This window comes from Dechloromonas hortensis (assembly GCF_009469765.1).
In the GTDB taxonomy this organism is placed as follows: Bacteria; Pseudomonadota; Gammaproteobacteria; order Burkholderiales; family Rhodocyclaceae; genus Azonexus; species Azonexus hortensis.
Map to the genome: position 1 here is coordinate 87924 of NZ_SSSQ01000011.1, position 20317 is coordinate 108240.

Annotated in this window: 21 protein-coding genes; 12 read left to right on the forward strand and 9 right to left on the reverse strand. The window is 63.2% G+C overall.

The window, feature by feature from the left end:
- Positions 1-67: 67 nt before the first annotated feature.
- The 10 genes from GH663_RS16225 to GH663_RS16270 all read left to right on the forward strand — a co-directional run bounded on the left by GH663_RS16225 (position 68) and on the right by GH663_RS16270 (position 9196).
- Positions 68-613: an iron transporter gene (locus GH663_RS16225; RefSeq protein ID WP_066882981.1), complete on the forward strand. Its 546-nt coding sequence runs from the start codon at positions 68-70 to the stop codon at positions 611-613.
- 2 nt (positions 614-615) lie between these two features.
- Positions 616-2088, forward strand: a complete 1473-nt coding sequence (locus tag GH663_RS16230) for a carbohydrate porin (RefSeq protein WP_153132732.1) — start codon at positions 616-618, stop codon at positions 2086-2088.
- Positions 2089-2096: 8 nt separating this feature from the next.
- On the forward strand, positions 2097-2429 hold the full coding sequence (locus GH663_RS16235) for a cupredoxin domain-containing protein (protein WP_066882983.1): 333 nt from the start codon (positions 2097-2099) through the stop codon (positions 2427-2429).
- A 24-nt stretch (positions 2430-2453) separates the two neighbouring features.
- Positions 2454-3257, forward strand: coding sequence for an FTR1 family iron permease (locus GH663_RS16240; RefSeq protein WP_153132733.1), 804 nt, complete (start codon positions 2454-2456; stop codon positions 3255-3257).
- Complete coding sequence (locus GH663_RS16245; protein ID WP_153132734.1) at positions 3250-4647, forward strand: 4Fe-4S binding protein; 1398 nt, start codon at positions 3250-3252, stop codon at positions 4645-4647. The genes GH663_RS16240 and GH663_RS16245 overlap by 8 nt, the downstream gene beginning before the upstream one ends.
- A gap of 34 nt (positions 4648-4681) precedes the next feature.
- On the forward strand, positions 4682-6625 hold the full coding sequence (gene feoB, locus GH663_RS16250; protein WP_153132735.1) for a ferrous iron transport protein B: 1944 nt from the start codon (positions 4682-4684) through the stop codon (positions 6623-6625).
- 2 nt (positions 6626-6627) lie between these two features.
- Positions 6628-6885, forward strand: a complete 258-nt coding sequence (locus GH663_RS16255) for a ferrous iron transport protein A (protein WP_153132736.1) — start codon at positions 6628-6630, stop codon at positions 6883-6885.
- 72 nt (positions 6886-6957) lie between these two features.
- Complete coding sequence (gene bfr / locus GH663_RS16260; RefSeq protein WP_153132737.1) at positions 6958-7443, forward strand: bacterioferritin; 486 nt, start codon at positions 6958-6960, stop codon at positions 7441-7443.
- A gap of 9 nt (positions 7444-7452) precedes the next feature.
- A complete protein-coding gene (gene bfr / locus GH663_RS16265) occupies positions 7453-7935 on the forward strand; it encodes a bacterioferritin (protein ID WP_153132738.1) in 483 nt (160 codons plus the stop codon).
- A gap of 151 nt (positions 7936-8086) precedes the next feature.
- Positions 8087-9196, forward strand: a complete 1110-nt coding sequence (locus GH663_RS16270; RefSeq protein WP_153132739.1) for a YeeE/YedE family protein — start codon at positions 8087-8089, stop codon at positions 9194-9196.
- A gap of 19 nt (positions 9197-9215) precedes the next feature.
- On the opposite strand, the gene GH663_RS16275 is transcribed toward GH663_RS16270, so the two are convergent.
- Entirely contained in the window at positions 9216-10442 is a 1227-nt protein-coding gene (locus tag GH663_RS16275; RefSeq protein ID WP_246181616.1) for a hypothetical protein, read from the reverse strand.
- 248 nt (positions 10443-10690) lie between these two features.
- On the opposite strand from GH663_RS16275, the gene GH663_RS16280 reads away from it, so the two are divergent.
- Both GH663_RS16280 and GH663_RS16285 read left to right on the forward strand, forming a co-directional pair.
- A complete protein-coding gene (locus tag GH663_RS16280; RefSeq protein ID WP_153132740.1) occupies positions 10691-12229 on the forward strand; it encodes an MltF family protein in 1539 nt (512 codons plus the stop codon).
- A gap of 58 nt (positions 12230-12287) precedes the next feature.
- Positions 12288-13058, forward strand: coding sequence for a substrate-binding periplasmic protein (locus tag GH663_RS16285; RefSeq protein ID WP_153132741.1), 771 nt, complete (start codon positions 12288-12290; stop codon positions 13056-13058).
- A gap of 81 nt (positions 13059-13139) precedes the next feature.
- On the opposite strand, the gene GH663_RS16290 is transcribed toward GH663_RS16285, so the two are convergent.
- From GH663_RS16290 to soxC, 8 genes are all read right to left on the reverse strand, one after another.
- Positions 13140-13763, reverse strand: coding sequence for a rhodanese-like domain-containing protein (locus tag GH663_RS16290; protein ID WP_211371181.1), 624 nt, complete (start codon positions 13761-13763; stop codon positions 13140-13142).
- Positions 13760-15481 (reverse strand): thiosulfohydrolase SoxB, encoded by a 1722-nt coding sequence (gene soxB / locus GH663_RS16295; RefSeq protein ID WP_153132742.1) that lies wholly within the window; start codon positions 15479-15481, stop codon positions 13760-13762. Before soxB ends, GH663_RS16290 begins: the two co-directional genes overlap by 4 nt.
- Positions 15482-15538: 57 nt before the next feature.
- Positions 15539-16174 carry a sulfur oxidation c-type cytochrome SoxX gene (soxX, locus tag GH663_RS16300; RefSeq protein ID WP_153132743.1) on the reverse strand — a complete coding sequence of 212 codons (636 nt, stop codon included), beginning with the start codon at positions 16172-16174 and terminating at the stop codon, positions 15539-15541.
- 12 nt (positions 16175-16186) lie between these two features.
- The gene (soxA, locus tag GH663_RS16305; RefSeq protein WP_153132744.1) at positions 16187-17002 is read right to left on the reverse strand and encodes a sulfur oxidation c-type cytochrome SoxA; all 816 of its coding nucleotides are present in this window, start codon (positions 17000-17002) and stop codon (positions 16187-16189) included.
- Positions 17003-17071: 69 nt separating this feature from the next.
- Positions 17072-17383 (reverse strand): thiosulfate oxidation carrier complex protein SoxZ, encoded by a 312-nt coding sequence (gene soxZ / locus GH663_RS16310; RefSeq protein ID WP_153132745.1) that lies wholly within the window; start codon positions 17381-17383, stop codon positions 17072-17074.
- A gap of 36 nt (positions 17384-17419) precedes the next feature.
- Complete coding sequence (gene soxY, locus GH663_RS16315; RefSeq protein ID WP_066882996.1) at positions 17420-17887, reverse strand: thiosulfate oxidation carrier protein SoxY; 468 nt, start codon at positions 17885-17887, stop codon at positions 17420-17422.
- A gap of 25 nt (positions 17888-17912) precedes the next feature.
- Positions 17913-18986, reverse strand: coding sequence for a c-type cytochrome (locus GH663_RS16320; protein ID WP_153132746.1), 1074 nt, complete (start codon positions 18984-18986; stop codon positions 17913-17915).
- Entirely contained in the window at positions 18970-20316 is a 1347-nt protein-coding gene (gene soxC / locus GH663_RS16325) for a sulfite dehydrogenase (protein WP_153132747.1), read from the reverse strand. Before soxC ends, GH663_RS16320 begins: the two co-directional genes overlap by 17 nt.
- Position 20317: the final 1 nt, after the last annotated feature.

A 20317-nucleotide genomic window follows, 5' to 3' on the forward strand; every position in this document is an offset into this window, starting at 1 on the left:
ATTAGCCAGCCCCGATGAGGGGCGGCTTTTTTTGGTCGGCCAGCCAGAGACTTTCAGGGAGTCAACAATGCTGTCCACCAAAAAAATCATCAGCGCACTCGTACTGGCCGCCGCCTTCGCCAGCTCGGCCCAGGCCCTCGAATACCCGATTGGCGTGCCGCAGCACCGCGCCGGCATGGAAGTCGCCGCCGTCTATCTGCAACCGGTCGAAATGGAGCCGGAAGGCCACATGCGCAAGGCGTCGGAATCCGACATCCACATCGAAGCCGACATTCACGCCCTGGCCAACAATCCGAACGGTTTCGAGGAAGGGGCCTGGATTCCCTACCTGCTGGTCAAGTTCGAAGTTTCCAAGATCGGCGGCGACTACAAGGTGGCCGGCGATTTCATGCCGATGGTCGCCAACGACGGCCCGCACTACGGCGACAACATCAAGCTGGCCGGCCCCGGCAAGTACAAGGTGAAGTACACCGTGCTGCCGCCGTCGGAAAACAAGCATGCCCATTTCGGCCGCCACACCGACCGCGCCACCGGCGTTCGCCCGTGGTTCAAGCCGTTTGAAGTCGAGTACGAATTTACCTACGTCGGGATCGGCAAAAAAGGCGGCTACTGATCATGCGCTTCGCCAAACTGACCGCTGCGCTGGTCGCGGCGGGGCTGGCCCTGCCTGCCCTGGCCGCCCCGACCGAGAGCGCATTGCTTGAAAAACTGGCTGCCCGCCTGGAAAAACTGGAAGCCCGCAACGCCGACCTGGAAAAGGAAGTGAAGGCGCTGAAGGGTGAAAACGAACGCGTCGCCCAAGGTCTCGACAGCCCGCGCCTGTCGCAATACGAACCGGAACTGACGGTACGCCTGAAGGCGGTCGAAAAAGACGCGCTGGAAATGAAGAAGGCCTCGAAGATCGCCGAAGGCCTGGAAGGCATCAAGGTCGGCGCCTCCCTGGCCACCGTCGGCCAGCATGCCTGGGGTCTGCCCAAGGATATCGACAACGGCAGCAGCCAGCTCAACTACCGGGCCGATGTCTCGGTCGAACTGCCGCTCGCTCCGGTTGGCGACATCGACCACAAGCTGTTCGCCCATCTGCGCATGGGCCAGGGTCTCGGCCTCAATGCCGCTTTCTCCAATCTCGGCCACTTCGCCAGCGCCCCCAATGCGCTCGCCTTCCGCGCCTCCGGCGCCAGCCCGGACGACTCGGTGACCATCCTCGGCCAGGCCTGGTACCAGGCGGCGATTCCGCTGCCCTTCCTCGGTTTCAAGCCCTACTCGCGGGAAACCCTGGAGCTGACCTTCGGCAAGATGGACATCTTCGGTTTCTTCGACCAGAACGCGGCGGCCGGCGACGAATCGAAGCAATTCCTGAACTCGGTCTTCGTCCATAACCCGCTGCTCGATGCGGCCGGCGAAGTCGGCGTCGATGCCAACGGCTTCCAGCCCGGCTTTGTCGCCTCCTACCTGAACTACTTCGACAAGCCGCAGCCGTGGCGCCTGTCGGTCGGCGTCTTCGGTACCGGCGACAAGGGTGCCAACTACCAACGCAGCCTCTCTTCGCCGCTGTTGATGGTGCAGGCCGAGAAACAACTGCGCTTCGACGGCCTGCTCGGCAACTATCGCCTGTATGGCTGGAACCGCAGCCAGGGCGTCGATTACGACGGGACGCTGAACAAGCATACCGGCATCGGCGCTTCGATCGACCAGCGGGTCGGCGACGGGGTCCGGCTGTTCGCCCGTTACGGCAAGCTGGTCAAGGGCGAACTGCCGTTCAACCAGGCGGTTACCGCCGGTGCCGAGTTCTCCGGCAGCTACTGGAGTCGCGGTGCCGACGCCCTCGGTATCGCCGGCGCCTGGCTGCAGTCGGGCAAGGGCTACCGGACGAGCACGGCCAGCGCCTGGCTCGACGACAACCAGTCGCTGCTGGCCTACAGCTTCACGCCGCAGGGTGCCGAGCAGGTCGCGGAAGTCTATTACCGCTATCGCGTCTCGTCGCAGTTCGAGCTGTCGCCGGACTTCCAGTATGTCACCAACGGCGGTGGCAATGCGGATGCCAAGTCGGTCAAGGTCTTCGCCGTGCGCGCCAATATCGCTTACTGAGGAATCATATGAAACACGCTCTCCATTCCGTGGTTTTTGGCCTTTTTCTGGCGTCGACCGCAGCAATTGCCGACGACATGCCGACCATCAAGCTGTTGATGAAGGACGGCCGTCTTTTCCCCGAAACGCTGGAAGTACCGGCCAACACCCGCTTCCGGCTGGAGGTGAAGAACGAGGGGCCGGGGGCCACGGAATTCGAGAGCCTGGAATTGAAGAAGGAACTGGTGCTGGCCCCGGGCGTCACCCGCAACCTGGTCTTCTTTCCGATGAAACCCGGCACTTACAAGTTCTTTGACGATTTCCACCCGGAAACGGGCCAGGGCAAGATCGTCGCCAAATAAAAACAAGCCGCAACGGAGCACAGCATGGGTAACGCCTTTTTCGTAGTCTGGCGGGAAAGCCTCGAAGCCTTCCTGATCGCCGGCATCCTCTACGCCTGGCTGCAGGCCAACGACAGCAGCGGCAAGGGCAAGCGCGCCCTCTTTGCCGGCCTGGCCGCCGGTGCCGGCCTCGCCCTGCTGCTCGGCTGGGCGCTGCTCTCGGTGCAGGACGAACTGACCGGCGAGGCGCTGGAAATCTTCCAGACGGCGACGCTCTTCGTCGCCGCCGGCCTGATTACCCAGATGGTGCTCTGGATGCGCAAGCATGGCCGTCAAATGAAGGCCCGGCTGCATGCCGACCTCGCTTCGGCCCGCGACCGCTCCGGCTTCCTCGGCGTCGCCGTCGTCGCGGCGCTGGCCGTCGCCCGCGAAGGGGCGGAAACGGTGATCTTCCTCTACGGCCTGGCCCAGGGTGGCGAGATGTCGGCGCTGGCCTTCGGCAGCGTCACCGGCTTCGCCGCCGCCGGCTTCACCGCCTGGCTGGCCGCCCGGAGCCTGGCAAAATTGAATATCGGCCTGCTCCTCCGCTTGTCCTCGATCCTGCTGCTGATCCTCGCCTCGGCCCTGCTGATCGCCGCCATCGACCGCCTGATCGGCGCCGGCTGGCTGCCGCCGCTGCTCGACCCGGTCTGGGACAGTTCGCTGCTGATCGACGACACCACCAAGGCCGGCAAACTGATCGCCGACTTTTCCGGCTACCGCGCCCGCCCCGCCCTGAGCAGCCTGCTCGCCTGGGCCGCCTACTGGGGCGTCGTGCTCTTCGCCTGGCGGAGAACCGGTCGTGGCTGAGCAAGTCATCCAGTTCCACCCAAGTAGGCTCGCGCCCCGTACTCGACTGGCAAAAGTCGGCCTTTTCCTGAGGAAAAACCGCCGCCCTATCATCGCCCTCCAGTGGCTGATCGTCATCCTCTACGCCGCGATGGTCATCATCCCGGCGTTTTTGCCTTTGCCGCCGGAAAGCGCCCACATCTGGGACAACCTGCGGCTGTTCGCCCAGTTCTGCTTCTGGGGCCTGTGGTGGCCGGGGGTGATGATCGCCACGGTGACCATGGGCCGCGTCTGGTGCGGCCTGTTCTGCCCGGAAGGTGCGATTTCCGAATGGGTCAGCCAGTACGGCCGCGGCAAGGCGTTGCCCGGCTGGCTCAAATGGTCGGGCTGGCCTTTCGTCGCCTTCATCTGCACCACGGTCTACGGCCAGCTGGTCAGCGTTTATGAATATCCGCAGGCCGCGCTGCTGGTCCTTGGCGGCTCGACCATCGCCGCCATCGTCATCGGCCTGCTTTACGGCCGCGAGAAGCGCATCTGGTGCCGCTACCTGTGCCCGGCCTCCGGCGTCTTCGCCGTGCTGGCCAAGATCGCCCCGCTCCACTACAAGGTCGACCGCGCCGCCTGGGACCGCCATCAGGGCGATTTCGAGCCGGTCAATTGCGCCCCGCTGCTCGACGTCCGACGCATGACCAGTGCTTCCGAATGCCATAGCTGCGGCCGTTGCGCCGGCCAGCGCGACGCCGTCACCTATGCCGCCCGCTCGCCGTTCAGCGAAATCCTCGATTTCAACAACCCGGCCAAGACGCCGGATGCCCTGACCCTGGTTTATGGCGTACTCGGCGTCGCCACCGCCGCCTTCCAGTGGACGCTCAGCCCGTGGTTCCTGCACGCCAAGCTGGCGCTGGCCGAATGGCTGGTCGAGCATGACCATTTCGCGCTGCTCGACAACGATGTGCCCTGGTGGCTGCTGACCCATTACCCGGAAGCCAACGACCTGTTCACCTGGCTCGACGGCGCCTTGATCCTCGCCTACCTGCTCGGCGGCGGCTTCCTGCTCGGCAGCCTGCTGCTGGTCGGCCCTGCCCTGGCCAGCCGCCTGCTTAAGCACAGTGCCTTGAGCTGGCAGCGTTTCACCCTCGCCCTGACGCCGCTCGCTGCGGCCAGCGTCATCCTCGGTTTGTCGATGCTCACCGTCACCCACCTCAAGGCCGAGCATCTGTGGCTCGGCTGGCTGCCCGGGTTCCGCATCGCGCTGCTCGCTGCCGGCTGCCTGGGCAGCCTGTGGCTGGTGCTGCAGCTAGTCCGCCGGTCAACGGCCCAAAAATGGCAAAAAGCACTGGCCGGACTGGTCATGCTGTCGCCGCTCGGGCTGATGGCGACGATCTGGAGCCTGGTTTTCTTCATTTGGTAGGAAAATCACGGGCAACCGTTATCACGACAAACCAATGACGCTTTCCGCCAGCAACGCCATCCTCCTCGTCGGCCACCCCAATGTCGGCAAATCGGTGCTCTTTCACCGCCTGACCGGGGCTTACGTCAACGTTTCCAACTACCCCGGCACCACCGTCGAAGTGACCCGGGCCAGCGCCCGCTTCGATCATCAGGTCGCCTTGCTCGACACGCCGGGCGTCCTTGCCCTGCCCTCGCGCAGCGACGACGAACGGGCGACGATGCGCGCCCTGCTCAAGGAGTCGACGCGCAGCCTGGTCCAGGTCGGCGATGCCAAGAACCTGCGCCGGACACTGACCCTGACCGCCCTGCTCGCCGAACTCGGCGTGCCGATGGTGCTCGCCCTGAACATGCACGACGAAGCGGCAGCGCGCGGCGTCACCGTCGACATTGCCGCCCTCGGCGAAGAACTCGGCATGCCGGTACTGGCCACCGTCGCCACCGGCGGCGAAGGCATCGGCGAACTGACGGCCAGCCTGGGCCAGGCCCGGGCGCCGCAAGCCCTGCTCCGCTACGACGCGGCAATCGAGGACGACATCGGCCAGGTCAGCACCTGGATCAGCCGCCATGCCGCCCACCCGCACCTGGCAGCGCGCGGCCTGGCCATCCTTTATCTCGGCGGCGATTCGGAAGTCGCCGACTGGTTGCGCGAAACGGCCGGCGAACAATTTGCCGAACTGGCAGCACTCCGTCAGGCAGCGGCCAGCCGGGCGGAAGGCGACCTGCCGACGCTGCTTGCCCGCGAACGCACCGAGGCGGCCGATGCGCTGGCCGCCAGCGTCATCCAGCGCGCCGTCAAGAGCAGCCCGCTGCTCTCGCAACGCATCGGCCAGTATGTCGTGCATCCGCTGTGGGGCATTCCCATCCTGCTCGGCGTGCTGTTCGCCGTTTACGAATTGGTCGGCGTCTTCGGCGCGACGACGCTGGTCGGCCTGATGGAAGAGGATCTCTTCGAAGGCATCCTGAACCCGGCCTTCACGCATTTCGTCACTGCTGCGGTCGACCTCCCCTGGTTGCAGGAATTGCTGGTCGGCCAGTACGGCCTGTGGACGATGGGCATGACCTACGCGCTGGCGCTGATCCTGCCCATCGTCACCACCTTCTTCTTCGCCTTCGGCGTGCTCGAAGACTCGGGCTACCTGCCGCGCCTGACGGTGATCGCCAACCGCCTGTTCGCGATGATCGGCCTCAACGGCCGCGCCGTGCTGCCGATGGTGCTCGGCCTCGGCTGCGTGACGATGGCGACGCTGACGACACGCATCCTGCATTCGCCGCGCGAACGGCTGATCACCATCTTCCTGCTCGCCCTCGCCATCCCGTGCTCGGCCCAGTTGGGCGTCGTCCTCGGCATGTTGGGCGGCGTCTCCTTCACGGCCGTGCTGGTCTGGGCCCTGGCCATGGTCGGCGTCCTGCTGCTGGCCGGCTTCCTCGCCGCCCGGCTGATCCCCGGCCGGCGCATTCCGCTGGTCACCGAATTGCCGCCGATGCGCCTGCCGATCCTCGGCAATGTGCTGAAAAAGACCGGCGGCCGGCTCAAGTGGTACCTGATCGAAGTCATCCCGCTCTTCCTGCTCGGCACCTTCATCATGTACGCGCTCGACAAGACCGGCGCCCTGCCCGCCATCATCGAAGCCGGCGAACCGCTCGTCACCGGCTGGCTCGGCTTGCCCAAGGAAGCCTCGGCCGCCTTCGTCATGGGCTTCCTGCGCCGCGACTTCGGCGCTACCGGCCTGTTCGCGATGGCGCACAGCCTGTCGCCGATCCAGGCCGTGGTCGGCATGATCACCATCACGCTGTTCATCCCCTGCTTTGCCAGCCTGATGATGATGGTCAAGGAACAAGGCGCCAAGACGGCACTGCTCATGGTCGGCCTGATCGTGCCCTTCGCCTTCTTCATCGGCGGCCTGTTCAACATCGCGCTGCGCGCCCTCTGGAGCTGAGCATGTCAGCCAAACACGAAGCCCGCCTGCCGCTCGCCTTCATTCAACCGGGCAGCGAAGTCCGCCTGGCGGCGCTCGGCGACGAAATCGACCCGCTCCAGCGCGAACAACTGACTGCCTACGGCCTGGCCGAAAACCGCCCGCTGCGGGTTTTGCAGCAGCGGCCGATGACGGTCATTCTGGCCGACGAGGTGGAACTGGCGCTCGAACATGCGGTCGCAAGGCATATCTGGGTGGAAAAGGATGTTGCCAACGCCTAGAATGGGCGCTCGGGCCAGCCAGCCGTAAGCCGCCAGCCAGCCGCCAGTTTCCAACGAACTCCGGAGAACTCCATGAAGGGCGACAAGAAAATCATCGACATCCTCAACGGCCTGCTGGCCGGCGAGCTGACCGCAGTCGACCAATACCTGATTCACGGCGAAATGTACGCCGACATGGGCCTCAACCACCTGGCCGAGAAATCCATCCACGAATCCGACCACGAGCGCCAGCACGCCCGGGCGCTGATCCAGCGCATCCTGTTCCTCGAAGGCAAGCCGGACCTCAGCAAGCGCGACGCCCTGAAGATCGGCAAGACCGTTCCGGAGATGCTGAAATCCGACCTTGCCGTCGAATACAAGGTCGATGGCGAGCTGAAGAAAGCCATCGCCGCCTGCGAAAAAGCCCAGGACTACGTGACCCGCGAAATGCTGGTCGTCCAGCTCGACGATACCGAGATGGACCACGCCTACTTCCTGGAAAAGCAATTGAAGCTGATCGAACTGGTCGGCCTGGAAAACTACCAGCAGAGCCAGATGGGCTCGGGCAACCCGGCTTAAGGAGCAGGCATGAAAGGCGAAAAGAAAGTCATCGAAGCCCTCAACAAGGTGCTGAAGAACGAACTGACCTCGATCAACCAGTATTTCCTGCATGCCCGGATGTTCCGCAACTGGGGCCTGGAAAAGCTCAACGACTACCAGTACAAGCAGTCGATCCGCGTCATGAAGGAAGCCGACGAGGTCATCGAACGCATCCTCTTCCTCGAAGGCCTGCCCAACCTGCAGAACCTCGGCAAGCTGCTGATCGGCGAGAATGTCGTCGAATGCCTGCAGGGCGACCTGAAGTACGAGCAGACCATCCAGCGGCCGCTGCTGATCGAAGCCATCGCACTGTGCGAGGAACTGCAGGACTACGTCAGCCGCGACCTGCTCGAAGAACTGCTCGAACACTGCGAAGAAGCCATCGACTGGCTGGAGACGCAGCAGTCCCTGATCGACAACGTGACGCTGCCAAACTACCTGCAAGCCCACATGGAGCCGGGCGAAGGCTGATTCCCCTCCAGCCCCCAAAAAGCCGCAGCCCGTCTGCGGCTTTTTGCTGCCCGTCGGCCCGGCATCCATTAGCCGACGCTGATCGAGCCGGTGCTAAACTTGCCGCTTTCGGCCGAGCCCGGCGGTCGACTGCTCCAGCAAGGCAAAAACCATGGATTTCGACAGCCTGACAGACTTTCTCGGCGAAAAAGCCAGTATCGCGCTGGCCGGCCTGCTGGTCGGCCTGCTCTTCGGCATCTTCGCCCAGCGCTCCCGTTTTTGCATGCGCTCGGCAGTCGTCGAATTCTGGAACCGCCACGGCACCGCCAAGCTCGCCATCTGGCTGTTCGCCTTTTCAAGCGCGCTGATCTCGACCCAGACTTTCATCAGCCTCGGCTGGCTCGACGTCGGGCAAGCCCGCCAGCTCTCGGCCACCGGCAGCCTCTCCGGCGCCCTGCTCGGCGGGCTGCTGTTCGGCATCGGCATGATCCTGGCCCGCGGTTGCTCGTCGCGCATGCTGGTCCTCGCCGCCAACGGCAACCTGCGTGCCCTGCTCACCGGCCTGATTTTCGCCGTCACCGCCCAGGCCTCGCTGAACGGCCTGCTCTCACCGCTGCGCCAGTGGCTGGCCAGCCTATGGACCATCGCCGGCGGCAGCGCCCGCGACCTGCTCGCCACCTTTCATCTCGGCCACGGCGGCGGCATCGTCTTTGGCCTGCTCTGGCTCGCCGCCGCCATCCATTTTGCCCGGCGCAGCCGGCTGCACCACCTGGAATGGCTGGGCGGCATCGGCGTCGGCCTGATGGTGGCGCTGGCCTGGCTGCTCACCTACCAGTTCGGCAGCCAGTCCTTCGAAATCATCCCGGTACAGAGCCTGAGCTTTACCGGTCCCTCGGCCGACACGCTGATGCTGGTGCTGTCGCCACCCGGCCAGCCGTGGGATTTCGACAGCGGCCTGGTGCCCGGTGTCGTCCTCGGCTCCTTCCTCGCCGCGCTGTGGGGCGGCGAACTCAAGCTGGAAGGTTTCAAGGACGGCCACAGCATGCGCCGCTATATCGCCGGCGCCATCTGCATGGGCTTCGGCGGCATGCTGGCCGGCGGCTGTGCGGTCGGCGCCGGCGTTTCCGGCGCTGCGGTCTTCGCCCTGACGGCCTGGATTTCACTGCTCGGCATGTGGCTCGGTGCCGGCCTGACCAACCACCTGTTCGACCGGCCGGCACGGCAGAACCTCACGACCACACCCACCCCTGCCCTGAACGGAGAATCGCCGGCCCAGCCCTGAATGCGCCGAGCGGATGCCGCTAGAACAGGATGCCGAACAGCCGCTTGAGCAGTTCTTCGAGCGGCATCATGGTCAGCAGCAGCGGCGCGATCGGGACTAGCGCGGCGGCCGCTAGACGAACAATGGCGTCCCTGGTCACCGGCGCAATACGCATGCCGCGCACCACCTCGTAGCTGTTGCCAAGATCGGCCAGCGACTGGATATCGCCGCTGCCGATCAGCGGCTCGTCGGCCGGCGCCCCGCCGCGCAGCCATTTGCGGTCGAATTCACGGACATAACGCTCGGCCAGCATGCCGAATTCGCGCCCGCCGCGCCGCCGGGCCTGGGCCAACTGCGCTGAAAAGGCCAGTAGGGGGCAGAAGACCAGGCAAAGCAGGAAGACGACCAGGAGAAAAATCTCGGCCTTGAATTCGGGCAAGGCGGCACCGACGAAGAAAATGCGATTGGCGAGCTGGCCGGCAACCAGGGCGCCGTGCGCAACAGCGAGCACGGCAAAGGCGTAGACCGTATTGGCCAGAAAACCGAGGCCGCCCAACCGGTCGGGATGTGCTGGCAGCAGGCACAACTCGATGCGCGACACCTGCCACAGGAAACGCGCCCAGATGAAAAGGCGGAAGTACCAGCGGATCAACAGGAACTGGAAGACCGGCAGGCTGACGTAGCCGTACCAGATGCCGGCCAGCGACAGCTTCGACTCGCCGGCCGAGGGCAGCGAATACCAGCTCGCTGCATCGAGGGCGATGTAATGGCGCCAGATGACCAACACCCCGAGACCGTAGACCAGGCTGATCAGGATAACTTCGGCGAGCACCGAATTGCGCAGCCGGAAAGCCGCGTTGATTGCCGCATCGAACTGCCCCCTGGCCGCGTCCGGAATCAGGTTGCGTTCGAGGAAGGATTGCACGATGGGGCGCATGCGCTGGTGCACGACCAGTTCGGCAACGATCAGCAGCGGCATCGCCAGCAGGAAGCGGGCGTGTACCTCGATATCCCAGAGAAACGGCATGGCGACGCTGCCGCCCCAGACGTGCCCTTCGAGCGCCGCAAGCAGCAGCAGCGGCAGCCAGGTAAAGAGCGAGAAGGCGACGATGCGCTGACGCACCATCAACAGCGCATCGTCGGACAGATGCGCCCGACGCAAAAGCTGGAAAAGCGGACCGCCGATGACCAGGGAGAAGTTCTGCGCATCCCGGAACGCACTGTCGCCGGCACTCATTTGCGGTCGGGTGCTTTCGTCATTGCTCATGATCGTCCATCCCTTTCCTTCTGGCGACGCACTGGTAGCAGGCCATCCTTCCGGCCTGTTGCCTATACCGTGGGGATAAGACAAGCATAGCCTCATGTCCGCTCCCTTCCAAGGCAGCCTGCACCTGCATCCGCGTATTGACCGCAGGGCCGGCTTGACTACACTGAAACCGTGGACCGGACGGGAAATGGGGCCGAAGAACGGGCGAAGCTCGGCTTTTCATTATAAAAAGCCAAGGAGTGCTGATCATGTTGAAGGATGACTGCCGGCCAGCGGGCCGTTCTGCTGATTCTCCTGTGCGCTTCTGGCTGTTCATCCTCGCCTTTCTCGCCTTGGCCGGCCCGGCCTATGGTGCAGCCGATCCCAAAGCCCCAGCCGAGAAGGCGCCACGCCAACAACTGCGCATCACCACGCAAGAGTTGATGCAGCCGCAGACCGACGACCTGGACGGGATGCTGAAGCGGGGTGTGATTCGGGTACTGACCACCTACAGCAAGACCTTCTATTTCGTAGACAAAGGTGTGCAGCGCGGGGCAACCCACGATTTCACCCGCCTGTTCGAAGCCGATCTGAACAAAAAACTGGCCAAGGACAAACAACTCAAGCAAAAGCATCTCAAGCTGCGTGTGGTGCTCATTCCGGTCGCCAGAAGCGAGTTGCTCCGCGCACTGGCAGCCGGCAAAGGCGACATCGCAGCAGCCAACCTGACGATTACCGAGGAGCGCCAGAAACTGGTCGATTTCTCCACTCCGGTCTATCAAAACGTCAGCGAATTGGTGTTATCGGGTCCGGCTTCGCCGGCGTTGACCAGCGTGAACGACCTGGCCGGAAAGACGGTCTTCGTCCGCAAGTCCTCCAGTTATTTCAGCAGCCTGCAAGCCCTCAACCAACGCTTCGCCAACGAGAAAAAGCCGCCGGTGATCCTCAAGGAAGCCCCGGAAACGCTGGAAGACGAAGACCTGATCGAGATGCTGAATGCCGGGCTGATTCCGCTCATCGTCGTGGACCGCCACAAGGCCCTGTTCTGGCAGCAGGTCTTTCCCGGCATCAAAGTCCATGAGGACATCGCGCTGCGCACCGGCGGCAGCATTGCCTGGGCGATCCGCAAGAATAGTCCGCAACTGAAAGCCGCCGTAGACGACTTCATCATCCGCAATGCGGCGGGCACGGCAGCCGGCAACACGATTCTGACGCGCTATCTGAAATCGGCCAAATACGTGAAGAATGCCGCCGCCGAAACCGAACGCCAGAAGTTTCTTGATCTGGTCGGCTATTTCCGAAAATATTCCGACCAATACGAGGTCGACTGGCTGTTGATGGCGGCCCAGGGCTACCAGGAGTCGCAACTCAACCAGGCTGCCCGCAGCCGCGTCGGGGCAATCGGCGTCATGCAGGTCATGCCGGCCACCGGCAAGGATCTTGGCGTCGGCAACATCGTCGAAACCGAGGCCAACATCCATGCCGGCATCAAGTACATGCGCTGGATGATCGACCAGTACTACGGCAAGGAACCGATGAGCCAACTGGATAAGGCGCTCTTTGCCTTTGCCTCCTACAATGCCGGGGCCGGGCGCATTGCGCAGTTACGCAAGGAAGCCGCCAAGCGCGGCCTCGACCCCAATATCTGGTTCCATAACGTCGAATATGTCGCAGCCGAGAAGATCGGCGCCGAGACCGTGACTTACGTCAGCAACATCTACAAGTACTACATCGCCTATCACTTGGTGATGGAAGCCAGGGCAGAGAAAGAAAAGGCCATGGAAAAAATGAAGGGGACGAGTAAATAAGGATTCCTTAAACTACCCCTGTGCCGACACCGCCCGCAAGCCGAAGCAAGCCAAGCTCATGACCGCCCTCACCTACCTGCAATCGACAGCCAAACTCGCCAGCCAACTCGCGCTGGCGGCGCTGCTTGTCGTCGGCGGGGTCTGCCAGGCTAACGACAGAACCTATCGGGTGGCCGTGATCGGCTATTCGCCGCCGCTGTCTTATACCGACGAAAGTGGCAAGCTGACCGGCTTCAACATCGAAGTGGCGCACGAACTGTGCGCAACGATGCAGATTCGCTGCCAGTTGCAGCCCATGCCCATTGAAAGCATCGTCGACTCGGTCGCCGCCGACGACAGCGCCTTTGCCGTGGTCGGCTTCATTCCAACCCCCGAGCGGCAACAGCGCGTACTGTTCTCGAAGGCTTATTTCCACTCGCGCAGCGTCTGGCTAGCCAGGCCGGGTGTGGCGCTCGGCCATTCGCAGAAGCCGGTGGCCGTCATCAAAGGTTCGGCACAGGCCCGCCACGCCGAGGCAATGGGCTGGAAAAGCATCGCGGTCGTCACGCAAAACGAAATCCCGGCCCTGCTCGCCACCGGCAAGGCCGATGCAACCCTGATGCCGATGCTTGGCGCCCTGGCGCTGCTCCGGGATAAAAACCTGCAGCCGCTGCTGCTTGAATCGACCATCCTGACCGATCCGACAATGAGCGGCCCGCTGCACATGCTGATCAGCCCGAAAGAGGCGGCCCTCGCCGAGCGGCTCAATGCCGCGATCGACCAGATCAAGCGCGACGGGCGTTTCGACCGCCTCAACTCGCAGTTCATGCCGTGGTTCAAGATCCAGTGAGCGCGGCTTCCCGCCAAGCGGCGGACCGGAAAAAACGAATCCCCGCCGCAGCGGGGATCGTTGCCTTCAGGTAAGTCGCTTTCAGCGCGGGAAATACATCCGTGCCTTGTCCAGCTTGTAGGTCCACGGCAAATTGGCGTTTTTCCAGCCGTTGACCGCACGTTGCCCGTCTTTCGGGCCACCTTTGACGGTATCGCCTTCCACCCCTTCGGCGACGCTGTAAACCTTGCTGTAACCCGCCATCTGCAGGCGATCCTGCGCCTTTGAACTGCGGTCGCCGGAGCGGCAGATCAGGATGATGGTGGCGTCCTTGCCCAAGCCCATTTCCTTCAGGCGACGCTCCATTTCCGGCACGAAATCCTGGTTCGGCTCCAGCTTGTACATGAAGCGCTTGTCGTCCCACTCGGTCATCAATTCGGGGTGCTCGACAAAAGGCACCAGCGCATCGGCATCGCTTGGCCAGCCGACGTACATCGCTTCGGCCCGGGTCCGGACGTCGAAGAAGGCTACGCCTTTCGGGTCTTTCTTCTTCATGTCGTAGGCCTGCTGCGGCGTCAGGTAGAGGCCGAGCTTCGATTTCTTGACCTCGGGCAGCTTGTCCCAGTCGGTGCTGCCCGGCGCCCAGTCGGCGGCAAAAGCCGCCGAGGACAGCGCAAGCAGGCTGACGGCCAGCCATTTGTGCAGCGAAATTCCCATTTTCATCATGCCATCCCCGGGTTGTTGGCGGCGCCTTTCAGCGTCGGCAGGTTGAGATTGACCGGCTTGACCGTCTTGATGTCGCGCAGATACCTGGCGACGACCTCCCAGATCGGTTCGCCGGCATTCTTCGCCTCTTCGGACACCGGCGCCCAGCCCGCCACCTTGTAGATTTTAGCCGGATCGATCGGTTGACCGCGCAGCATCATGTTCTGGATGCGGCTGCCCATCTTGCCGGTCGGATCGCAGGTGTATTGCAGGCCGCCGACACGCACCATGTCGCCACCCTGCTGGTAGTAGGGGTCGGGGTTGAACAGGTTGTCGCAGACATCTTCGAGCACGGTCTTGATCATTTCGCCGCTCATGTTGGTCACCGTCGTCCACGGATAGGTGATGGCGGTCTGGTCGAGTACGTGTTCCATCAGGATCGGCTGGCCGGGCAACAGCGAGGTGCCCCAGCGGAAGCCCGGTGAGAAGGCGATTTCGGCGTCCTTGACCTTCATCAGCGCGTCGAGGATGACCTGGTCGAAGGTGCCGTTGAAGTTGCCACGCCGGTAGAGCAGCCCTTCGCTGACCGCCAGTTTTTCGTTCAGTTTGGACAGGTACGGGGCGCGGGCCTTGTCGATCAGCGTCTGCATGGCCTTGTCGGCCGGCAGCAGGTTGGCGAAGACGGGCAGCAGCTTGTAGCGGAAGTCGGCGATCTTGCCGTTCCTGACGTCGAAATCGAGCACGCCAAGGTATTTGCCGTTGGAGCCGGCGTTGGTGACCAGCGTCTGGCCGCCGGCATTCTTGACGACGACCGGCGCCGGCATGCCGTCGTGGGTGTGGCCGCCGAGGATGGCGTCGATGCCTTTGACGCGCGAAGCCATCTTGAGGTCGACGTCCATGCCGTTGTGCGACAGCACGACGACGACCTGCGCCCCGGCGGCACGGGCTTCGTCGACGGTCTTCTGCATGTTTTCTTCCTGGATGCCGAAGCTCCAGTTCGGCGTCTGCCAGCGCGGGTTGGCGATCGGCGTGTAGGGGAAGGCCTGGCCGATGATGGCAACCGGCACGCCGTTCATCTTCTTCATGACGAAGGGCTTGAACACGGCGTCGCCGAAGTCGGTGGTCTTGACGTTCTGGGCGACGATGTCGATCTGGCCGGCGAAGTCCTTTTCCTCGATTTCCTTGACGCGGGCCTCGCCGTAGGTCGACTCCCAGTGCAGGGTCATCACATTGACGCCGAGCGCCTTGCAGGCATCGACCATGTCCTGGGCGTTGCTCCACAGCGCCGTGCCGGAACCCTGCCAGGTGTCGCCGCCGTCGAGCAGCAGCGCGCCGGGGCGATTGGCCTTCATGCGCTTGACCAGCGTCGCCAGGTGGGCGAAGCCGCCGACCTTGCCGTAGGTTTCGGCGGCCTTTTCGAAATTCAGGTAGGTGTAGGCGTGCGCCTCGATGCTGTTCGGCTTGAAGCCGAAGTGCTTGAGCAGATGGTCGCCGACCAGGTGCGGCACCTTGCCGAACTGGTCGCCAAAGCCGAGATTGACGTTCGGCTCGCGGAAGTAGATGGGCAGCAGCTGGGCATGGCAGTCGGTGATGTGCAGCAGGCTGACATTGCCGAACTTGGGCAGGTCATACAGCTTGGCCGCGCCCTTTTCGGCCAGTGCGAAATCACTATGCAGCGTCATGCCACCGGCCGCGGCAACGGCCATGACCTGCAGGAACTCCCGGCGATTCATGCTCATTTTCTTATCCTTGAAAAACGCCCGACCGAAGCGCCGGCCGGGCTAACGACACAAGTCTCAGTCTTTATTGACCGGCGATTCCGGGTCCATCAGGAAGGCCACGATGTGGGTGATCTGCTCCGGCGTCAGCCAGCTGTGCAGGCCGAAACGCGGCATGTTGGTGCAGGCCGTGAAGGCGTTGGAGTTGTAGATCTTGTCGTAGGCGTACTTGATGATTTCGTCGGAATTGCCGCGGATCTTGGCGAAGTGGTTCAGGCTCGGCCCGATCGTGCCGTAGGCGACTTCCTTCTTGGCCAGTTCGTGGCAGGCGTAGCAGTTGCCGCCGCGCACCCGGCCGGCCGGGTCGGGCTGAATGAAGCCGATATGGCCGCCAGTGCCGACCGCGGCGAGCTTTTCGCCTTCCTTCCAGTCGCCGATCAGCTTCCCGTCCACCGGATAGCGGATGCTCGCCTTGTTCAGCTTTTCCAGCTTTTCGCCGATCTTGCGCGGCGGGTTGTCGCGATACTCGCCGCAGGTTTTCATCGTCTCGTCCTGCTCCAGCCGGCTCATCCAGTATTTCGGATTGTCGGCCCGGAACGAGGCGCGGAACATCTGCTCGGCTTCCCTGGCGTACTTGCCGCCGGGCGCTTCGGCCAGGGCAGAACCGGCAAGTGCTGCGGTACACAGGCCAAAAAGGGCAATTTTCAGTTTCATGGTCATCCCCTCTTAGCGCTTGATACCCGGCGTTTCCATCACGGTGCCGGTCGCGGTTTTTTGCAGGTAGGTTTCCAGCGCAATGATCGAATCGGCCAGGTAGTTCGGCTCCGGCCAACGCGCCTGGCGCATGCAGTCGATCAGGCGGCGCTGCATGGTCCACACCGCGCCTTGCGAGACGCGGTAGGACGGCCAGGTCTTCATCGCGAAGCCGGCGCCGTCCTTGGTCGTCAGGTTGCCGAGTTCCTGCAGGCGGATGCGCTTGCCTTCCTGGCCATGGCAGATCGAGCAGGAAAAATCCTGCGGGCCGGAGCGGCGATAGAAAATGTATTCGCCCATCTTGGCCATCTTGGCCTCGGCCGGATGCGTCGCCGGGACGTTGATTTTGACGCCGTTCGACTTGGCGCCGATGAAGGTGACCAGTGCCTCGATGTCGGACTCGGTCCCTGGCTTCGAATACCAGTTCCTGGTTACCTCTTCCGGCTTGAAGCCCTGCAGTGTCACCATGCAATGGACGAGACGGGACTCGACGTCCATCACTTTGTTGGTGTCCTTGAAATACTTCGGCAACTGGGCGTAGGCCCCTTCCAGCTTGCCGGGGCCGAGGCCCATGTCGCACTGTTCGAGCGAGGTGTTCTTCGGGCCGCGTTTTTCCGACCACAGGCCTTCGCCCTTCACTTCCAGCAAGTCGGCCGGGTTGCCGTCGGCCAGCGCTTCGCGATACTTGGCGATCTCGTCGCTCACCTTGCTGTCCTGGGCCAGCAGCGGGCCGGCAAAGAGGCCGGCGACAGCGGCGCCGGCCAATGTCTTGATCAAACCTTGGATCATTCTCTATTCCTCCGGGGAAAAACCAGCGGCAGCTACGGTCTACGCCGTCTGGCTGCCGTTTTTCAGGCTTCAGCCAATAGCGGCTTCGTCGGTGCGGCTATCGCCCTTGTTGTCTTTCCAGGAAACAATGATCTTGTCGCCCTTGGCGCCGCCCTTGAAGCGGAAGGCCAGGTACGGGTTCTTCGACACCGAAGGCCCGAACTCGCTGCTCAGCACCAGCTTGTCGTTGTGCTTGGCGGTCAGTTCGGTAATGAACCAGGCCGGCACCAGTGCGCCGGCAGCATCCTTGCGCTGGCCGGTTTCCATTTCGTGGCTGATCAGCACTTTGACTTCGGTAACGCCATCCTTGTTGGCGGCGCGGATTTTCATCGGATTTGCCATGTAGTACTCCTTGAATTCTTTAAATGTCGTGACCGATTAGCCGCCGCAGCCGCCGAGCGTGACCTTGATCTCTTTCGTGGCCATGAAGAACTTGCCGTCCGACTTGACCAGGGCATAGATATTCGAGGTCTGGCCCATCTTGATACGGGTCTGGACATTGGCCTCGGTGCCTTCCGGCAGCACGAAGGTGGCGGCCAGGGCATTCGGATTTTTTTCGACCAGGATGGCGACCATCGTGATGTTGGGCAGCGTCGAGCTGACGCCGACCGGCACGACGGCGCCGTTTTCGGCGATATCCGGACCGGTGACCTGGACATCCTTGCTGTCGGCCGGGGCACCGGCACCGAGCGCCTTCAGTGTATCGGCCATGCTCTTGGCGTCGAAAGCCGTCTTGTTCCAGTCGGCCAGGGCCATGCCCGGGGTGATGATCCCGGCAGCAGCGAGAACGCTCATCAGGGCAGCGCCCGAACCGGCCTTCAATACATTGCGACGTTGATTGTTCATAACTTCTCCTCTGTAGAAATGGGTGTTACTTGGCACCGGACAGAATCCACTGCACCAGCGTCTTGACGTCCTCGTCCTTCAAATGCGCATTCGGCGGCATCGGCACCGAGCCCCAGACACCCTGCCCGCCAGCCTTGACCTTGCCGATCAGGCGCGCCTCGGCGTCGGTCTGCCCGGCGTAACGGGCGACGACTTCGTTGTAGCCGGGGCCGACGATCTTGCTCTTGATGCCGTGGCAGGCCATGCAGCCGCTCTTCGTCGCCAGTTCCAGCGTGCCGGCATCGGCCGCCTTTTTGGCGGCCTCGGGGCCGAGCGTGCGGGTACCGCGCACCGGGCCGAAGCTGCGGTTCTGCTCGGCCAGTTCGCCGTGTGCCGTACGCGCGTACTCGGGCAGGGTCGAGCCGATCTGCACTTCCTGCTTGCAGTTCTTCATACAGGCCTTGTTGGCCGTATCCGGCACACCACCGTTGCCGATACCACCCTTTTTGGCCGGGGCGCCCGGCCACATGCCGTGCTCGGTCGTCATACCGTTGCGGTTGGGCAGCAGCTTCTGAACCTCGGCAATGTTCTTGTCGGACAGCACGAAGTCGGCCGGCACCATTTCCGACAGGTTCAGCATGTAGGCCAGGATGGCGTAGACCTCGTCCGGCTTCAGCGACTTCGGCGCCGTCCACGGCATGGCGCGCTGGATGTAGTCGAAGACCGTCGAAATCGTCGCCACCTTGGTGAAGGTCGTGCGCTGCGGCAGTTCGCCGGAAGACAGGCCCTTGACCCGGCCGGTCTTCATGTCGTCCTTGGTCGTGCCACCCACCAGCGGCGTGAACACTTCGTTCGACTCGCCGAAGGTGCCGTGGCAGGAGGCGCACTTGGCCTCGAACAGTTCCTGCCCCTGCTCGACCGAACCCGAGCCTTTGGGCAGGCCCTTGAAGTCGGGGCGGACATCGATGTCCCAGGCCTTCACTTCGGCCGGGGTCGCCGGGCGGCCGACGCCCTTGAAGTTGTCGAAGGCGAGTGCTGCGGTCGACGCGGAAAAAAGGGCAAAAACGAGAAGGGTCTTAGTGCCACGAAGGCAAAAGCTGGCACTAGAGAACTTGAACATTGCTGACCTCCCCGCTTTCGATGATCTTCCAGGACTGGATGGCGTTGTTGTGATAGATCGATTTGGTGCCGCGCACCTTGCGCAGTTGTCCGTAGGTCGGCTGCACATAGCCGGTTTCGTCCATCGCCCGCGACTGCAGGATGGCCGGTTTGCCGTCCCACACCCAGTTGATGTTGAAGCGGGTCAGCGCCTTGTTCTGGATCGGCCCTTCGAGGCGTGCCGTCTGCCAGTTGATGCCACCGTCGAAGGAGACATCGACCTGCTTGATCTTGCCGCGCCCCGACCAGGCGAGGCCGGAAACGTTGTAGAACCCGTGGTCGAGCAAGGTCTGACCGCCGGACGGCGTGGTGATCACCGACTTGGCTTCCTGGATCGAGCTGTACTGGCGATGCAGGCCGTTCGGCAGCAGGTCGATGTAATGCACCGCTTCGTCCTTGGTCGCATACGGCTGATCGCCGACTTCGATGCGGCGCAGCCACTTGACCCAGGAGACGCCCTGCACGCCGGGCACCACCAGGCGCAGCGGGTAGCCGTTTTCCGGCCGCAGCATTTCGCCGTTCTGACCGTAGGCGACCATCACTTCGCCGCTTTCCACCATTTCCATCGGGATGGTCCGCGTCATCGACGAACCGTCGGCGCCTTCGGCCAGCACGTAGCGGGCCTTCTTGTAATCGACGCCACAGTCGTCGAGCAGGTATTTCAGCGGCACGCCGGTGAATTCGGAACAGGACAGCATGCCGTGCGTGTATTGCACGGTGGGCACTGCGACATTGCCCCACTCGAGGCCGGTATTGGCGCCGCATTCGATGAAGTGGATGCGCGAGGCCGAGGGCAGGCGCATCAGTTCGTCGAGCGTGTAAACCTTGGCCTTCTTGAGCAGGGAATCGTCCGAGCCATTGACCATCAGCCGGTGCTTGGACGGATCGATGTCATGCCAGCCCTGGTGGTGGCGCTCGAAGTGCAGGCCGGACGGCGTGATGATGCCGAACAGGCCCTGCAGCGGCGCAAACGACACCGAAGCACCGCCGACCCGGGCCAGACCGGGCGATTCGCGGCGCAGCAACTGGCTTTCGTATTGCGACGGCAGGCCATAGGGGCGGGTTGCCACCGGCTGACCGAGCGAGGTCGTCCACGCCGGATTTTGCAGGATATTCGGGTCGCCTTCGCTGGCCCGCGCCGCCAGCGGCGCTGCCAGTGCGGCACCGGCAGCGATAAAGCTCCGGCGCAGGAAATCGCGCCGGCCGCTGCCGACTGCCTTGACCTGTTCGTCCGACAGGAAATTTTCCGGTGCAGGCCGCAAACGTCCCGGCTGCTTGACAATATCCACCATA

Coding starts and splice junctions, on each gene's coding strand:
- soxX (WP_153132743.1), bottom strand. CDS start 16,174: ATGAAACTGAAAATTGCCCTTTTTGGCCTGTGTACCGCAGCACTTGCC.
- soxZ (WP_153132745.1), bottom strand. CDS start 17,383: ATGGCAAATCCGATGAAAATCCGCGCCGCCAACAAGGATGGCGTTACC.
- bfr (WP_153132738.1), top strand. CDS start 7,453: ATGAAAGGCGAAAAGAAAGTCATCGAAGCCCTCAACAAGGTGCTGAAG.
- GH663_RS16275 (WP_246181616.1), bottom strand. CDS start 10,442: ATGAGCAATGACGAAAGCACCCGACCGCAAATGAGTGCCGGCGACAGT.
- GH663_RS16225 (WP_066882981.1), top strand. CDS start 68: ATGCTGTCCACCAAAAAAATCATCAGCGCACTCGTACTGGCCGCCGCC.
- GH663_RS16270 (WP_153132739.1), top strand. CDS start 8,087: ATGGATTTCGACAGCCTGACAGACTTTCTCGGCGAAAAAGCCAGTATC.
- soxY (WP_066882996.1), bottom strand. CDS start 17,887: ATGAACAATCAACGTCGCAATGTATTGAAGGCCGGTTCGGGCGCTGCC.
- GH663_RS16290 (WP_211371181.1), bottom strand. CDS start 13,763: ATGATGAAAATGGGAATTTCGCTGCACAAATGGCTGGCCGTCAGCCTG.
- soxB (WP_153132742.1), bottom strand. CDS start 15,481: ATGAGCATGAATCGCCGGGAGTTCCTGCAGGTCATGGCCGTTGCCGCG.
- GH663_RS16320 (WP_153132746.1), bottom strand. CDS start 18,986: ATGTTCAAGTTCTCTAGTGCCAGCTTTTGCCTTCGTGGCACTAAGACC.
- GH663_RS16240 (WP_153132733.1), top strand. CDS start 2,454: ATGGGTAACGCCTTTTTCGTAGTCTGGCGGGAAAGCCTCGAAGCCTTC.
- soxA (WP_153132744.1), bottom strand. CDS start 17,002: ATGATCCAAGGTTTGATCAAGACATTGGCCGGCGCCGCTGTCGCCGGC.
- GH663_RS16280 (WP_153132740.1), top strand. CDS start 10,691: ATGTTGAAGGATGACTGCCGGCCAGCGGGCCGTTCTGCTGATTCTCCT.
- soxC (WP_153132747.1), bottom strand. CDS start 20,316: ATGGTGGATATTGTCAAGCAGCCGGGACGTTTGCGGCCTGCACCGGAA.
- bfr (WP_153132737.1), top strand. CDS start 6,958: ATGAAGGGCGACAAGAAAATCATCGACATCCTCAACGGCCTGCTGGCC.
- feoB (WP_153132735.1), top strand. CDS start 4,682: ATGACGCTTTCCGCCAGCAACGCCATCCTCCTCGTCGGCCACCCCAAT.
- GH663_RS16230 (WP_153132732.1), top strand. CDS start 616: ATGCGCTTCGCCAAACTGACCGCTGCGCTGGTCGCGGCGGGGCTGGCC.
- GH663_RS16255 (WP_153132736.1), top strand. CDS start 6,628: ATGTCAGCCAAACACGAAGCCCGCCTGCCGCTCGCCTTCATTCAACCG.
- GH663_RS16235 (WP_066882983.1), top strand. CDS start 2,097: ATGAAACACGCTCTCCATTCCGTGGTTTTTGGCCTTTTTCTGGCGTCG.
- GH663_RS16285 (WP_153132741.1), top strand. CDS start 12,288: ATGACCGCCCTCACCTACCTGCAATCGACAGCCAAACTCGCCAGCCAA.